Genomic DNA, 17,676 nt, shown 5'->3' on the forward strand with positions numbered 1-17,676 from the left:
CTTAATATTTTAAAGTAAACGATTGGGTAGCCCCTGCAAAAATAGGATTGTCTGATGGACGGAAATCAATGGTCTGCTCTCCACCTTTCGAACCGGAAATATGTACTTTGATCTGGATAGGCTGTCCAGTCTGACCGGGATCGGCGACATGAACCACCGGACGCCGGCTGTCTACCTTCTTTACCATCAAAGCACAAGGTTTATCTACACGAACGGATAACTTACCATATTTAAATTCCTCCGGACGATAGAATACCATCTGCCAAACATCCAATTTCTTATGACGGACAACCTGTATATCAGCCGTATTACTCAAAATCTCGATAACATTGTTTTTACAATATTTCTCCATCTCGGAAGCTGTACGCTTGCCAGGCACTACCACATAGGCATAAGTAGCATTTTCAGGCTGGCGGCCATGATCGAGACTTACTGTAAATACCTTCTCCTCCACCGGTTCCTTACGGTTCACGCTGTTGTTGATGTCATACCAAGTACCACTCTGCCGCTGTACGCCAGCTACTACACGACCTCCTTGAGGGAACAGATAACCAATGCCGTCGTGCAAAACCCAATCGGCATTCTCATAAACGGTTTCTTGGGCAGGAAGTACTTCCTGCTTACCATCAACAGAAACCACTGCTTCATCAGAAGCAGCCAGACACTGATTAACCGACGTATAGACAGCCTCGGAAGAAGTTGAATGAATATCCGAGCCTAAACAAACCACTTCGTCATCAAAAAAGAACCAAGCTTTATGAGCTCCGGTATTGATATCTTTGTATGTATCCATATACGCATAGGTCGTAACGCCATAAAGACTGTCAGACACGCCACCTGCAAAAGTGGAAGTACCCATACACTGCCAATCGCTTGCTGCTAAGGGAATTTCCTTGAGCTGAGGAGCTGTCACACCAGGAATACGGGTCCAGTTCCAGACAGGGAAGATATTGAAATATTCACCTCCACGGGTCGTAATATTCGTACATCCGTCCGACAGGAAATAGGTTTTCAAATTTTCTCCATTACCATACTCACAGCGGGCTGTACGGGCCGATACCAAACGTACGTCAAATGCATACTGCGGACGGACATGCAAAGTATAGTCACCGCGGAAATAATGGGTATGCTTCGGCTGCAGACCATCACCCGGTGCTTTCGTTCCTTCCATACGTGCCACAATATCACGGAACTCGTCGGCATGTTCCTTGTCCAATTCCACCATACGCTTGGCAAACAGAATAGTACGTGATTTGTCCAGAATATCCGGACGGCTGATACTGCGTCCCAGTACGTCATACGACATATACTTGCCACGCATGACTGCATAATACGTTTCACGCATAAACTTGCTGATCAGCTCCAATTTATCCTGTGGCATGGCAAACCGAGTACCTCGAGTATACATGGCAACCTGCGTCACCCCTTTCAGGATCTCGTCACCGTATCCGCCAATGTATAACTGCTGTCCGTGCTGGAAGTTGCTGTTGTCATGCTGAAATCCTTCTTTCGTAGTATAAACGACCGGATTGTACACATTCTCCAACGCATAGGCTAAATCCTCTGCATTCCGTTGCAAACAGGAACGATAAATCCAATGCAGGGCAATATCCGTACGATTGGCACCGGTCCATTTGGACGGATCACCACCATCTTCCCGTACACGGTCCAATATTTTCTTTTCCAAATCAGCCGGCAATTGTTTTTTACCGGTACGCATCTGGATAAGCAATACGCCTAACTTCTGAGGTTCGGAAATCTGATTATACCACCAATTATGACACCACGGATTACGCTCATGCCAGAACTCCAATCCTTTCACAATCTTATCATACAAAGCTTCCTCGCCAAAATGTTTGTTCTTCGGATTGGTATAAGCAAACACAAAATCGCTGATACGCTCTACATGAACCAATGGAGGCCAATTGGTACGCTGTATACTGGCATAATCTACATCGGTAAACGAACCGTCCTGTTCATTATACTTAGCCAATGCCTCGTCAATGGCGGGATTGGCCACAAAGTCCTGACGGATCTTTTGCATCAACGTTTCAAACTCGTCACCCGACTGTAAACCATTTTGTGCCTGAGCCGGAATCCCTAAGCCAATCACCATCCCAAGGACAACCAGCCATAGTCTTAAATTTATTCTCATATCACTCTAAAATATTTCTCTGTTCAAAAATACTAATATTCTATCTAAAGTCAAAAATCCATCGAACAGAAAATAAATACAGATGCCTATTTAAGATCTCTAAAGTTCAACTTTAGCTCGCTAACTATCTACTTTACGAAGCTAACTATGGACTTTAGACAAGCTAAACATAAATATTCTTCTGCCGATGGAACAGTTTTTTCGTTCAAAAAGTTTCACGCTTTCACAGCGTTCCATAAAACATTTATTTATAGGAGGATAAGGTGAAAGCAATACCCCAAAAAGGAAGGCTTCACTGCTTTCACATGCCTTCACAACAATGTTTCACAGAAAGCAAAGAACAAAAAATAAAAATGGGGCCATACTATCAAATACATCATAGTACAACCCCATTCATTTCGCTTTTTCTATAGAGATTTGGATTACATCATATTATTATTCCCATCCAGGATTTTGTCCTAAAGCAGGATTAGCAGCAATTGCCGATGAAGGTATCGGACGCAGATAATCCTTAGCAGGGTCAAACGAACGACGTTCTACTGCATAATTCGTTCCACCGTAGGCGTCTATATATTGTTTACCATCTTCTGCTACAAACACATAAACAGGATTTTTTCCAGCGTTAGAAGAACCAGCCTTGGTAATATTACCATCATAACGAGGATCACTGAATGCAGAGTCTTCCAGACGCATACCCAACACACGTTCCTTCAGTTTATCACCCCATGCCCAACGCATCAGGTCTTGATAGCGCAGATACTCAAAGCTAAGCTCCACACGGCGTTCACGACGAATTTCAATCAGCAAAGCATCCAAACCATACTTAGCATATTTGGGGTCCATTTCCGGATTGACAGTCAAATGCGGCATGTCAACACGGTCACGCAACACGTTGATAGTTTCATCCAAGACATCCTGCGTACATTGTCCCAGTTCTGCCTTTGCCTCCGCATAATTCAACAGTACTTCAGCATAACGGAACAACGGATAATCATGAGTTTCTTCATTAAATCCTTTCTTATCCTGCTCACGTATATAGTACTTGATAGCATGATATCCGGTCAGCGTGGGCCAGTTGGTCATATTACCCAAACGGGGGAAAGTAAACTTACCCAGATTGCCATCTTCGAACAAAGCCTTAGCCGCATCGTTACCCGGAGCCAAGAATGTTTGAGACAAACGCGGGTCACGGTTGGCAAATTCCTGCTCCGGCGTATCATTGCTGTAATCATGGCTCAACGCAACCGGACGGGCTACCCCATCAGCATCCAGGCAAAGATAATCATCAACAAAATCTTTTGTTCCACCATTACGCAAGTTAACAGTATAGCCACACATACGATGACGTTTCAGACCAGCTGCATACTTACGATAAAAAATCACCTCTTTATTAGAAGACAAATCATCCGTAGTAAACAAAGTTGTGTAGTCCTTATTGGGATTACCCGTATCATAGATTTCATATCCCATTTTCATCAACTGCTCACAGGCTTCCACACAAGCATTCAGAAATTCTGCTTCGTCACCCAACTTATGGTACTTACGATATGTACCTTCATACAAACCGATACGTGCCTTCAGCGCCAAAGCAGCTCCTCTGGTCAGACGGTTAGCTCCCCACTCTTCAGCAGGCAAATAGGTACATGCATCATTAATATCCTTCAAAACCTGAGCCATTACTTCCTTACGCGGAGTACGTTCCCCGTAAAGTTCAGGCGAGTTTGTTTCCAACGGAATTGTTACCAAAGGTACATCTCCATAATTCTGTACCATATACAAATAGAACCAAGCACGGAAGAACAACGCTTCACCTACATAAGGAAGTTTAGCACTTTCATCCGTCTGTACCCGATCATAATTAGCCATAAAGACATTGATACGGCGCAACAAGTTCCAAGTCCAACTAGCATAGCTGGGATTACCGCTCGGCTGATTCTCAATACCGGCAGCTACAGCAGACGCCCATGTTTGTGAACCGTCCATGGTCGCAAAATTGTCTGACATAGCCTCCATGGAATAAGGACCAGTCACTTTCACCGAATATGCATCGCTATGGAAACCTATCATGAAACGATAAGTACCATTACTGGCAGCTTCATTATAAATGCCGTTACAATAAGTTTCCAAGTCTGATGTTGTATTCCAGAAAGCATTATCATTCAAGTCATTCGTAGGAGTACGATCCAAAAAAGAATCATTACAAGCCGTCATAGACAGGGCGACCGCTCCCATTATCATATATTTACAAATGCGTTTCATGTTTTTTCGTTGTTAGAAAGTTAGATTAATACCCAAAGAATAGGTTCTCATAAAAGGATAAAGCATCACACCATTTCCACCTGCTGCTTCCGGATCATACGGGCCTTTAATCTTGGTGAATTCAAACAGGTTTTCACCGCTTACGTAGATAGAAGCGTTGGACAGGTTGATTTTGCTAATCCACTGTTTCGGAAGATTCCATCCTAATGTAATATTCTTCATACGACAATAAGAGGCATTCTGCAAATAACGATCTGTATAAACGCCACGGTTACGAGAATCTGTTGCACGAGCTATAGGTAAATAAGCGCCCGGATTCTCAGGAGTCCATGAATCATATACATGCCAGGTCTGTGCATTATAATATTGTGTAGCTGCAGGCCAGAAAGCCTCATCACCAGGCCAGAAATCACGTTTGCCTACACCTTGCATAAACAAGTTCAAGTAGTAGTTCTTATAAGTGAAGTTGGCTGTGATACCATATTGATAACGAGGAGTCGTATTACCAATCACTTCCTTATCACCATGATCGTCCAACGTTCCGATACCATCATCTATCACACCATCACCATTCAGGTCTTTTACTTTAATATCACCTGCACCCCACTGCACATTAGCTATATCCTTCTGACTATACCAATTAGCAGCCTCTTCATCACTTTGGAACAATCCTTCTACACGATAACCCCAAATATCACCCACTTTCTTTCCTTCATAATATGTACTGATATCGCCGGTCGGGTTATTATATTTTGTAATTTCAGCCTGAGAATCAGAAAGAACGAAGCCTAAATCATAAGAGAAATTTTCACCAATCTTATCGCGCCAGCTAATGGTAAATTCCCATCCACGTGTTTTCAATTCAGCACTATTCTCAGGAGGAGCAGTCGTACCCAGTAATGCCGGATAAGAAGTCTTGATTAACATATCAGCAGTTGTACGGATATAGTAATCAAAACTCATATCCAAACGTTGCTGCAAGAATGTCATATCAATACCGAAGTTCATCGTAGAAACTTTTTCCCAAGTCAAATCGGCACTTACCAAGTTACCCGGATTGATGGTCGTGGCATACGTATCGCCAAACAACCAATATGTAGATGTACTATTGCTCATAAACGGAATATACGGATAATATTTGGTATTACCACTCCAGTCACTGGATGAAATCATCTGGTTGCCCAATATACCATAAGATGCACGAAGTTTCAAGTTGTCCAACCAGTCACGAGTACCCTGCATAAACGATTCTTCACTAATACGCCAAGCAGCAGAGAATGAAGGCAGGAACACGAAACGATTGTCAGACGGGAAACGAGAAGTTCCATCGTAACGTCCGTTGAACTCGAACAAATAACGATCATTATAAATATAGTTCAAACGGAAGAAACCACCACGCAGAGCCCATTCATATCCATTTTGAGAAACCTCATGATTACCAGAACCCAAACTCAAAGAAGGAAGCTCGTCGTTCAAGATATCATAACGCTTTCCGCTGAATGTAGAATACTTGGTCAATTCCTGATTGAAACCAACCATCGCTTTCAAATAATGCTTTTCTGCAAATGTATGTTCATAATCCGTATAAGCATTGAATGAATAATAGCTGGTATTATAATTCGTCATCTGATAATAATTGGTCGATGTACGTCCATATGTCTCATTAAACGAACCATCAAAGAATTTAATCGGTTTGGAATGAGCGGAAGCTTTCTTATAATTCAAATTGTAATTGAAATCTACATGCGCTTTCCATCCCTTCAGAATATCAAAATCAGCAGTTGCAGTCAACCACACATCGTGTTGGTCATATTTATTACGTCCACCATCCTTTAACAAAGCGTACGCATTATTTTCGCTATACATGCCGTCAAATTTATCCAATTCCGGATAACGGGGATCTTTCTGCCAAGCATCGATAAAGTCTGTAGGCAACGTATAGATTACTCGTTTCCAAACATCCTTACCGTCGTAGGTAAACGGCTTATCTTGCGTGCTATAATTATACAAAGCCTTGAAACCTAACTTCATCCATTTGGTAGTCTGATTCTCTACATTGATACGGGTATTCAACTGCTTATAATTATCATCACCCACTTTATACAATCCCTCTTGATTCAGATAACCAACAGAAGTATAGAAACGTGTTTTCTCGCTACCGCCCGTAATATTGATATTATGACGTTGGGTAGGAGTCACATCCTTAATCATCTTTTCCTTAAAATCGGAATAACCATAATAATAAAGTTGTCCGTCAATCACTTCATATTCAGGATTATTCTTCGGATCAGCCTCATAAGCTTTCATCTTGGCTATTACATCATCACGATACTTCGTTGCTACATTACCATTTATACATGCCTGATTCATCCATTCAGCAAACTGCGACTGACTGGTAAGAAACTCCGGCATAATAGAAGGCTTAGCAAACGAGAAGTTACCTGAATAGCTAACACTGGTCTTTTCAGCCTTGCTGGGGTTCTTGGTTGTAACCAATACAACACCAAAAGCAGCACGTACACCGTAAATAGCCGATGCAGCAGCATCCTTCAACACCGTTACATTCTCGATATCGTTGGGGTTCACCAAGTCAAGACTCATCTCGACACCATCGACCAAAACCAGCGGACTACCACCATTGATAGAAGTAGTACCACGGACATTGATGCTGGCCGACTGGCCCGGCTCACCACTGGAGTTCGTAATCTGAAGATTAGGAATGGTACCTTGCAAGGCACTGGTGGTACTCGTAATAGGACGTGACTCCAATACTTTCGAATCAACCTTTCCGATAGAACCTGTCAAGTTTACCTTCTTCTGCGAACCATAACCTACTACTACCACTTCTTCAAGTGCTTTGGCATCTTCGCTCATCTGTACATTAAACTCAGTCTTACCAGCAACCTTGATTTCCTGAGTTACATAACCTATAAAAGAAATCTGCAATACTGCATCTTCCGGAACATCTGACAGAACGAATTTTCCGTCCACATCGGTTATCACACCATTGGTTGTTCCCTTCACCAAGACATTGGCACCAATCACCGGTCCAAAGTTGTCTGTTACTACACCCTTCACAGTCTTGCCGTTCTGTGCAATCACTTGCACAATGTCAGCATCCGAAAGAGTTCCGTTCAAAGGACTTGCCATCACGCCCGCACCGGAAAGAGTGCACAAGGCGCAAAACAAAATGCGCTTTGAAAAATCAGAAGATGTTTTTCCTCTTTTCATAAATAGACAATTTTTAAGTTTGATAATTAGATTAAGATAACTATTTTTGTTTTAACTTTTTCCATCTATTCATATCCCTAGGAACCGTGTTTCCATGGTCTTAAGTTTAATTTAACATCGCAAATCTAAAAAGAAGCTAACAAAGGGGTTTACTCTTTTTGCTTTTTCTTTTACTCTTTTTCAACAATATACATAAACTATTATAAATCAATAAAATACAATAAATAAAACATAAAGGAAGTAATAAGAGATAAACAAATAAGGTAAAATAAGACTGCGATTTCAGCTACAAAAAAGAGAAGAGGGACAAATAAAAACCAATAGAAAAGCAGCCTTGAAAACAAACATCAGGAAGGAGTTTCTGAAAGAACAAGGAAGTATAATATTATGATAAGAAAAAAAGAAAGCACTTCGTGAAATCATGACGAAGTGCTTCGTGAGGGTTTGACACAGTGCTTTATGAAGGTGTCACACAGTGCTTCGTGAAGACCTGACGAAGCACTGCATGAAAGGGCCAGAAAGCACTGTATGAGAAAGGCTGAAAGCCGATATACAATCTTGATCAGCGTACGGCTATCTCTGCAAAGCCCATCGGCTCATCTTCCGTGACCATACGGACAGCTTTCAGATACAGATAGCGTGCCTTGACGGGCGTGAAGTAGACAGACTGCATCACAGGATTGTTACGGATATTGGAAAACTCACCTGCTTTGACCATCGTAACATTCTTTCTATCGGCATCGGCTACAGACAATTCATAATGTGAAACCAAGCCTTTGTTCGGTTCACCCTGGTCGGGCAAGAAGTGGAAGGAAGAAACAAAACGTTCACTCCCCAAGTCTATAGTCAGCAAATCACCGTCGACAAAACAAGTGGTTTTCTCGTTACGGTCGGAAGCAAAGGCCGCCTCTTCCAGCTTCACACCGGAAAGGGTGAAAGGAAGGCTTTGCATCTGAGTGGTCGGTATTGCTTCAAAAAGTTGGTCGGCATTCTCACCGGCATCATACACTCCAATATTGTTGATGCACAGCGGCCCACGCGCATCGGTAATGCGGATGCGGATGCCGTCGGAAACAACGGAAGAGAAACGCAACAGGCGCTTGTAACCAATGGTTGTGGTCTCTTCGTTCAGGACAACTGGCTGCCAGTCACCCGAAGCGTCACGATATTCCACAGTAAAAGCCTTCACACGCTGGCCTAAGGAGATATATTCCTGCAACAGCATACGGTTCATCCTCGTCGGTGAGGAGAAAGAGAACGTGATGTCGGCCGTCGTCACACTGTCGGCCGTAGCCCAATAGGTGTCGTAATCGTCGTCCGTCAAGGCTGAAGCCACATAATCGCCACCGCGCTCATCGCTTACCTGAGGAACAATTCCAGCTACCAGGTTTGTTTCCAGTTCCTTCTGTATCATCTGATGGAAACGAACGGCATTGGCCGAGTCAACCGGATGAATCAGGCCGTTCCTGTCTACCGGAAAATTAAGCAGCAAGGTACCGTTATGGCCTACACTGCGATAATAAAGGTCGACCAGCTGTTGGGGCGTCTTCACCAAGCTATCCTGTTCCGGATGGTAAAACCAGCCCGGCCGAATGGATACATCACACTCAGCAGCCACCCACTGGTTGCCATCAGCATGACCATACTGCAGTTCGTAACTTTTGTCATAACCAGGATAAACTTCCCCTCTACGAAGGAAAGACCAGTTGGTAGCTCCGGCAAATCCACGTTCATTACCTACCCAACGGCATCCGGGTCCACCGTCCGAAAAGATAACAGCCTGCGGCTGGATACTGTCCAGCATCTCGTAAATGCGAGGATAGTTATAATAGTTACGCCGATCGATGGTCCGGGTTTCTTTGGCTCCCCCATACCATCCATCACCACCATTGGCACCATCGAACCACACTTCGAATACTTCGCCGTAATTGGTCAGCAAGTCGCGCAGCTGGGCATAGAAATAATCCAAATATTCCGGTGTCCCGTAATTAGCCTGATGACGGTCCCACGGCGAAAGATAGACTGCAAACTTCAATCCATACTTCTTGCAGGCTTCCGACAATTCACGCACGACATCGCCCTTGCCTTCCTTATAGGGACTATTGGCTATACTGTAATCTGTACCAGCAAAAGGCCACAAACAGAAACCGTCGTGATGCTTGGCCGTCAGAATCACTCCCTTCATTCCAGCAGCCACCAATGTACGGGCCCACTGTTCACAATCAAGACGGGCTGGATTGAACATTTCCGCAGGTGTATCGCCATATCCCCATTCACGGTCGTTAAACGTATTTAGTCCGAAATGAATGAAAGCATAAGTTTCCATCTTCTGCCATTCCACCTGCTTGGCTTCCGGAACAGGAAACAAAGGCGCAGGAGACTCCACATGGATTGACGAACACGAATGCATGCCCAAGGCCAATGCTGAGACCAGGCATAAAGCTGACAGACAGGTATTTTTCTTCATATGTAGATTTGTTTAAATGAGTTATCGGTTTGCATGGTTCAGAGATACACCGTCCGTCGCTCGGCAATGGATAGTTTAGACCAGGGAGTGACAGAAGTCCACAACGCCAGATCAGTAATGTCTACCGGATAAGATTCAGCACCGCTAAGATCTGCCTCCAACGCTTTCAACATCACATAATCCATGCCGTGATGATGGGTATCCACCCGAAGGGCTTCCTGCCCCCACCGCTTCCAATAGCTGTGTTCGTAACGGTGGATGTAAGGCTCGTCCGACTCCCAAGTCTCATCAGGGCTGCATCCCTCGATATAAATCTGCCGACGGTCACCCTGCCAGATTCCCTTTGTGCCCTGTATCTCGAAATCGAGGCTGCGCGGACGGGGCAAGGTCGTGTCATGTGTCAACGTGACCAATACTCCCTTTTCGGTTTCCAACTGGGTTACCACTACATCGCCTAACGTAATCTTCACCTCGGAAGGGCCACCCAAATCACGGATGCGCTGTCGTAAGCCAGCGGGTTTGGAAGCAAAAGAAGTGAGGCACTTGAAACGATCGGTGCGCCCGATACCCGCTATCAGACACAATGGTGCCAAGCCATGCGTAGGATACAGGTCACCGTTCTCTTCCTGATAGAAACGACTGCGCCACACACTTTCCGTCTTGCTCCGGTTGCCCAGCGTACCGTCGTCGTCCAGCAGCAGCCGGCGCAAGTCGTGACGATAACCGCCACGCATATACACCACTTCCCCTAACGTACCGGCCTGCACCATATTATATATAGCAAGATTCTCCCGCATGAAAAGAGTGTTCTCCAGCGGATAGACCTTACGGCCCATACGAGCCGCCAGTTCTATCAGCGGACGATATTCGTCCACATAAAGTCCCCCCTTGATTTCCAGCGCCACATCGGCCCCCTGCTCCACGCAACGCATGGCATGCTGCACATGGCATTGCCACGGCGAAGCCACGAATACCAGACGGGGAGTCTGTTCGGCCAGCATGTTCAGATAATCGGTGTCACTACGGTTGTAGCAAACCACATCGGGCATGCCGACATCCTCTACTCCTGGATCGGCAACGGCCACGACACGGAAACCGGGAATATGGCATATCAGCCGAAGCAACTGCATGCCCCGATAGCCTACACCTATGAATGCAGTCTTTATCATACGCTGTTTTACTTTCCATCACACCTTCCACTACAGGGAAAGGTGTGTCAAAGATACGAAGTTTTGCAACATAAGCCAAAAGTTTCGTATCTTTGCCCACTAAACTGAAGATTATTCACCAAAAACAATTAATAGAAATGGAAAACAAGTACATCACCGTAGCCTACAAATTGTACTCCATCGAAGACGGAGAACGCGAATTTACCGAAGAAGCTACCGTAGAACATCCCTTCCAGTTCATCTCAGGACTGGGACTGACACTGGATGCCTTCGAGGAACAAATCAAAGGCCTGAACGCCGGCGACAAGTTCGATTTTACCATTGCCTGCACCGACGCATACGGCGAATATGATGAAGACCACGTGATTGACCTGCCGAAAGATATATTCCTGATTGACGGCAAGTTTGACAACGAACATATCAAGGCGGGGGCTATCGTGCCGCTGATGACAGCCGAAGGCCAACACATCAACGGAAGTGTGGTAGAAGTGAAAGATGACGTAGTAGTGATGGATATGAACCATCCCCTGGCCGGATGCGACCTGAACTTTGTCGGTGAAGTTGTGACCAGCCGTGAAGCCAGCAACGAAGAACTGGCCGAAATGGCCCGCATGATGAGCGGAGGTTGCGGCGGCGGATGCGGCAGCTGTGGTGGCGGATGCGGCGACCACGACTGTGGCGACGATTGCGGATGCGAAGGCGGATGCTGCCACTAAAACAATGAAAAACTAAAAATGAAGAATGAAGAATTTTCGTATATGCCTTGTCTGATAATATAGGAAAATCCTTCATTCTTCATTTTTTAGCTTTAGTTCTTCATCTACTTGCTTGTCATAATGTCCAGCACCAGCTTGTCCGTTTCGTTCATTCCCTGCGATCCTATCTTGGTCAGGTTACGGATGCTTTGGTCGACATCGGCATCTATGATGCCTTCTACCGAAGTGACACAGCGGTTTTCCATCGCCATAATGGCAGAAAGAACGGCTGTAGACACACCGGTCGTCACTTTTAAGGCACAACTGGGCTTGGCACCGTCGCAAATCATTCCTGTCAGATTAGCTATCATATTCTGTACGGCATAAGTTATCTGCTCATAAGTACCGCCCATCAGCCACGTAATGCCACAACTGGACCCCGTAGCAGCCACCACACAACCACACAGCGCAGACAGACGCCCCAAGCTCTCTTTAATATAAATGACTGTCAGATGGCTCAACATCAGGGCACGAATCAGTTCTTCTTCCGACTTCCCGTTTTCTTCGGCATATACCAACACAGGAAGTGTAGCCGAAATACCTTGGTTTCCACTGCCCGAATTGCTCATAACCGGTATCATGGCGCCAGCCATACGGGCATCACAAGCCCCCGAAGTATAGGAAAGGATATGCGAAAAGACACTGTCGCCCATCACTTTATGCTCGTACGTACCGCGAAGCATCTTACCCAATCCGTGACCATAGTTTCCCTGAAAGGAACGCTCGGCCGCCGCTTTGTTCAGACGGGCAGTATCCAAGATAAATCGGATTTCGTCCAACGGTGCTGTCATGGCAAAGTCGTACACTTTGCGCAGGTTCAAATCGAGGACGGCCTCTTCTTCCTCCTCTCCGGAAGCGGCCTGCTTGTCGAGCAGCACTTCACCGTTACGGGCCACATACACAAACGAAGTATGCCCGCCCGCAATAATAGCCGTCGCCCAATTCTCTCCGGCCTCACAACGCACTTCAATATACAGTTTCTCCGTAATGTCCGGCTTCAAGGCTATAGAGATACGCTTCTCATCAATGAAATGCTTGCCGGCTTCCACTGCCTCGGATGTACTGTCCTTCAGAACTTCCAACTGGTATTCCGATTTTCCGATCAAGGCCCCCAATGCGATAGCAATGGGCAACCCGATCATTCCTGTTCCGGGAATGCCGACACCCATGGCGTTCTTCAGGATATTGGCACTGAGCCATACGTTGATTTTCTCGGGCTTCATGCCCAATGTTTCCGTCGCCTTGGCCACACACAAAGCCACAGCTATCGGTTCCGTACATCCGATGGCCGGAACCACTTCACGTTTCACGAGTGCTATAATCTGTCGTCTTTCTGATTCGTTTATCATTCTGTCACTTGATTTAAGTCCTTGCAAAGGTATGAAAAACGTTTTATTAAACAAATAGTCAGAAAACATAAAATATAACGCCTCGTTCCGCATTATCCAAAAAAGAAATGTAACTTTGCCACATTATTTATTTTATCAACATACTCCATGAAAGTCAAACAATTATTATCGTGCTTTTTGCTGGCAGCCGCCTTGTCCTCCTGTATACAGGAAGAAGCCCTGAATGTGGAAGCAGCTATAGATGCATGCACGGGAACCGACGTGCAGTTCACCAACACCATCAACAACAACCGTGGCTTCAACATCTATGTCAACAAAGGTGCCGATCTCTCCCGGCAAAGACTGACATTCACCATACCCCAGGGAGCCACCATCCAACTTTCCAATCCGACTGCAGGGGACACTGGCTTCACCCGAAACGAAGACGGCACCTATACAGCTGTCATCGATTTCACCAACAACAGTCACAGCCGTCAAGTAACGGTCACTTCGGAAGACCAATCATACAGCGTGGAATACCAGATCAACATCATTCTGATGGAACTACCTACCCGTTATCACTTCGAACGCTTGCAGAACAGCAACGAACCTTACCATATATTGCTGGAGGAAGAACCGGTAACCTCCGACGGTATGCTCCAGACCCTGCAATGGTGCAGTGGCAATCCCGGATATGAATTGACCAAGGTTGCCAACACTCCGCAGGAATACCCGACCGTACAGGCCGATGAAGGATACATAGGAAAATGCGTCAAGCTACAAACATGCAGCACAGGCAGTTTTGGAGCCATGGTGGGCATGCACATTGCCGCCGGCAACCTGTTTATAGGTTCGTTCGACCTGAGCAGTGCCCTCAACAATGCCCCGGCCGCCACCCATTTCGGAGTACAGTTCTACAAGACGCCTTCCCGGCTGACAGGGCATTATAAGTTCAAGCGCGGAGAGGTCTATACAGAAAACGGCGAAACCGTAAGCAACAAACAGGACTCCTTCGACATCTATGCCATCCTGTATGAAGCCGAAGACAATTCCTTCATGCTCGACGGAAGCAATGCCTTGACGGACCCTAGCATTGTCCTGCTGGCGCGTATCGACCAGGCACAGGCAGTGGAATCTGATTCGTGGACAGACTTTGACCTTCCCTTCAAGCCGCAAAACGGGAAGAGCATCGATGCGCAAAAACTGGCAGACGGAAAATACAAGCTGGGAATTGTATTCTCGTCAAGCATCGGCGGCGCCTATTTCAAGGGAGCTGTAGGAAGTACACTCTACATTGACGAAGTGGAACTGATTTGTGAGGACAACCAATAAACGACATCAAAGTGAAAACATTATGAACAACAGACTGACTCATATCACCGCCCTGACCCTCATCCTGCTTTTCGCAGGCCTGAAAGTGTATGCACAGGAAGACAGAAACCATGGTATCATCCAATCCTATCTGCATGGATGGGAATATGCATTGAAAGCCGGGTTCAGCATAGGAGGCACCTCTCCCCTGCCTCTTCCGGAAGAAATCAGAAACATCAACGGCTACACTCCCGGAGGAGTGGCCATCTCCATCGAAGGGAACACGACCAAGTGGCTCGACAAGAAGAAAATATGGGGAATCTCTTTCGGAATAAGACTGGAAAGCAAAAAAATGTCGACCGATGCCGGCGTAAAGAACTATCACATGGAGATTATCAACGCCGACAACGGCAAGCCACTCGCCGGCCTTTGGACGGGCAACGTCAAGACCAAGGTCAACAATTCCTACCTGACCGTCCCCGTACTGGCCAACTACAAGATTGGCAACCGCTGGAAACTGAGCGCCGGACCTTATTTCTCCTATATGATAGACGGAAACTTCAACGGCCACGTCTACGAAGGACACCTCCGCACGCCCGACGCCACCGGACAACGGGTGGACTTTACCGGAGAAAGCATCGCCACCTACGATTTCTCCAACGACCTGCACAAATTCCAGTGGGGCATACAGCTGGGCGGTGAATGGCGTGCCTTCAAGCATCTGAATGTTTATGCCGATCTGACCTGGGGGCTGAACGACATCTTCCAGAAAGATTTCCAAACCATCACCTTCGCCATGTATCCCATTTATCTGAACGTAGGATTCGGATATTCATTCTGATCAGAACCTGCACCAACAATAATCCAACAAAGTCCTACGGGCAGTCGCACATAGTATAAAATATATACAGCATGTGCGTCTGTTCGAAGGACTTTGCCTTTTCTTCCCCTTCCAATGCCCATCAAATCAGAAAATCAGCCAACTCGCTGATAAACAGATATTATTTTTTCAGGTAGCTTTCTGTTAAAACCTGAATACTTTTCAGGTCCATACCTGAAAGGTCTTCAGGTAGGGCCTGAAAGGCTTTCAGATTAAACCTGAAAAGGTTTCAGGTACTACCTGAAAAACGCCTGAAAATCCAACGGACATTCGTTCCGTCCTCCATCATTCATTTTTCATGACATGAAAAGCACAAGGGAAGGGGATAAAAAAAGCTGCTCCGATGAGAGAAGCAGCTTTTGCAATTCCATTAAAACAGGATTATTCACCGATGACTTCCAGGTTGTCAACTATCAAAGTACTGTTGGCTGCACCATTAAAGTTGGCTCCATCTTTGCTCGAAGAACAGATGACAGCTAGTTTATAAGTTTTCTCGGCATCATAAGTGACGCCGTCTTTCCACGTAAAGTTCAAATCAAACTCAGTCCAGTCACTCTTGGCAGTGCCGTCTTCCAGTCTGGCTCTTGCCACGATACGTTCGTCATCGCTGTCGATATTGCTTCCGTCCAATGTTTCATCCTCCGAAGTTATGGTATAGAGCACTGCCTGAACAGCACATTCATCTACCTCGTCCGTTTCCGTAGCCACTCCGTCAACGGTTCTGATGAAAGGTGTTCCGGGAGTATATTTGTATACACCTTTGAATTTTAAAGGCTTCTTGTCATAAACGACACCGAAATGAGTCATTTTAAGAGCGCCGCCAGGCTGTAAAGCTGCCAACGGATTGTACTCAAAAGAACCCGTGAACACAGAACCTGCTGTAATATAGGCCTTGGCCAAGGCAGCCAAAGTGTTGCGTGCGTCACGTGTCACCAATTTTGCCGCTTTCCCTTCATATCCCTCTTCTTCTATGACAACCGGATAGCCAACAACAGGATTGGCCTTATAATTCAACAGTTGCGCACCTTCATTGGGAGTAGCCAAAACGTTCAGAGGCAGTGGCAAGCTATAGGGTTCGTAATCGGCACCCAAATCTACCGTTTCCCATTCGTTAAATGTAAATGACACCACATTTTGTAATCCCGAGACCGAGGCCTTGTAGACTTTCGTCGTCCCATAATCCTCGGACACTACAGTGTAAGTAACGACCTTCCCGTTGGAAAAGTCTTGGGCTGCCCCCGAAGCTGGAGTTACCGTAGCACCCTCAGACACCACAATCACAGGGACGAGCTTCGTAATGTCGGCGCCTTCGGCTACCTTGAACGTAATGGTATTGTCGGCATTGATGACCGGTTGTTCAGTCACCCCCTCGTTGTCAAAAGTAAACGATGTAATGTCGGCTCCCGTAGCTTCCGTTCCGCTCAGTTTGGTACCCTGGTACGTGACTTTGACATTCTGCTCCATCGTACCCAACGTAGCCTTGATAGCCAGATTCAGAGACAGCTTGCCACCGGCAACGCCCCCCCGGGCATCGACCGCAGCATCCAGACCGGCAGCATCGACCTTCACCGTAGTAGTGCCCGTAAACGTATAAGTACCGCTGTTCTCAGACAGAGGGCAATTCAAGAGATCAACATCTCCCACAGGGATACCCATAAAAGAAAAGTCCTTAATATACAGATTGATGGCCGTAGCGCCGGCTTTTTCAACAGTAATCTTCTGATACGAGGAACCCAAATCCGTTCCGTCTACATTTATTCCCAGCTCACCCTTGTAGCCGCCGGCGATTTCTGTATCAATCACCTGCGTATAGTCCGGATCGTCGTCACTACAAGCCGTAAAAATTCCCATTGAACAAATCAATGCAAACAAATAAAGCAAACTCTTTTTCATTTTTGGTTTAGTTAATAATTAGACTTAAATTGATAATATTCTATTTTTCATTTCGACTGCAAAGAAACAGGTTTTAAATGAGCTATACAAGTCCTTTTTACGTCAATAGGTGTTCTGTTTTTAATATTTTCAATTCAGCTATAACGAAACAGAGATTCCTAAAAATGACAGGTGAACAGAGATTTTAATACCAAAATTTGCGATATTCAAAACAAATGCTTACTTTTA

Annotated in this window: 10 protein-coding genes; 3 read left to right on the plus strand and 7 right to left on the minus strand. The window is 45.7% G+C overall.

The annotated features are described in order from the left end of the window. Position 1: 1 nt before the first annotated feature. The 5 genes from BQ7483_RS11190 to BQ7483_RS11210 all read right to left on the minus strand — a co-directional run bounded on the left by BQ7483_RS11190 (position 2) and on the right by BQ7483_RS11210 (position 11,281). The gene (locus tag BQ7483_RS11190) at positions 2-2,155 is read right to left on the minus strand and encodes a polysaccharide lyase 8 family protein (protein ID WP_072545946.1); all 2,154 of its coding nucleotides are present in this window, start codon (positions 2,153-2,155) and stop codon (positions 2-4) included. Between the two features lie 435 nt (positions 2,156-2,590). Continuing rightward, positions 2,591-4,414: a RagB/SusD family nutrient uptake outer membrane protein gene (locus BQ7483_RS11195; protein ID WP_072545947.1), complete on the minus strand. Its 1,824-nt coding sequence runs from the start codon at positions 4,412-4,414 to the stop codon at positions 2,591-2,593. Between the two features lie 12 nt (positions 4,415-4,426). Further along, complete coding sequence (locus tag BQ7483_RS11200) at positions 4,427-7,645, minus strand: SusC/RagA family TonB-linked outer membrane protein (RefSeq protein WP_083535717.1); 3,219 nt, start codon at positions 7,643-7,645, stop codon at positions 4,427-4,429. Positions 7,646-8,207: 562 nt separating this feature from the next. Then, the gene (locus tag BQ7483_RS11205; RefSeq protein ID WP_072545948.1) at positions 8,208-10,112 is read right to left on the minus strand and encodes an alpha-L-fucosidase; all 1,905 of its coding nucleotides are present in this window, start codon (positions 10,110-10,112) and stop codon (positions 8,208-8,210) included. Positions 10,113-10,150: 38 nt separating this feature from the next. Then, positions 10,151-11,281 (minus strand): Gfo/Idh/MocA family protein, encoded by a 1,131-nt coding sequence (locus tag BQ7483_RS11210; protein ID WP_072545949.1) that lies wholly within the window; start codon positions 11,279-11,281, stop codon positions 10,151-10,153. Positions 11,282-11,418: 137 nt separating this feature from the next. Here BQ7483_RS11210 and BQ7483_RS11215 point away from each other — a divergent pair, with 137 nt between their 5' ends. Beyond that, complete coding sequence (locus tag BQ7483_RS11215; protein WP_072545950.1) at positions 11,419-11,997, plus strand: FKBP-type peptidyl-prolyl cis-trans isomerase; 579 nt, start codon at positions 11,419-11,421, stop codon at positions 11,995-11,997. Positions 11,998-12,101: 104 nt separating this feature from the next. Here the strand turns inward: BQ7483_RS11215 and BQ7483_RS11220 are convergent, their stop codons facing one another. Further along, positions 12,102-13,385 (minus strand): L-cysteine desulfidase family protein, encoded by a 1,284-nt coding sequence (locus tag BQ7483_RS11220; RefSeq protein WP_072545951.1) that lies wholly within the window; start codon positions 13,383-13,385, stop codon positions 12,102-12,104. A gap of 147 nt (positions 13,386-13,532) precedes the next feature. Here BQ7483_RS11220 and BQ7483_RS11225 point away from each other — a divergent pair, with 147 nt between their 5' ends. Both BQ7483_RS11225 and BQ7483_RS11230 read left to right on the plus strand, forming a co-directional pair. Next, a complete protein-coding gene (locus BQ7483_RS11225; protein WP_072545952.1) occupies positions 13,533-14,696 on the plus strand; it encodes a PCMD domain-containing protein in 1,164 nt (387 codons plus the stop codon). 22 nt (positions 14,697-14,718) lie between these two features. Beyond that, positions 14,719-15,516, plus strand: a complete 798-nt coding sequence (locus BQ7483_RS11230) for a porin family protein (RefSeq protein ID WP_083535718.1) — start codon at positions 14,719-14,721, stop codon at positions 15,514-15,516. Positions 15,517-15,936: 420 nt separating this feature from the next. Here the strand turns inward: BQ7483_RS11230 and BQ7483_RS11235 are convergent, their stop codons facing one another. After that, positions 15,937-17,406, minus strand: coding sequence for a PCMD domain-containing protein (locus BQ7483_RS11235; RefSeq protein ID WP_235847350.1), 1,470 nt, complete (start codon positions 17,404-17,406; stop codon positions 15,937-15,939). Positions 17,407-17,676 lie beyond the last annotated feature (270 nt).

The sequence above is a fragment of the Mediterranea massiliensis genome, from assembly GCF_900128475.1.
Classification (GTDB): Bacteria; Bacteroidota; Bacteroidia; order Bacteroidales; family Bacteroidaceae; genus Bacteroides; species Bacteroides massiliensis_E.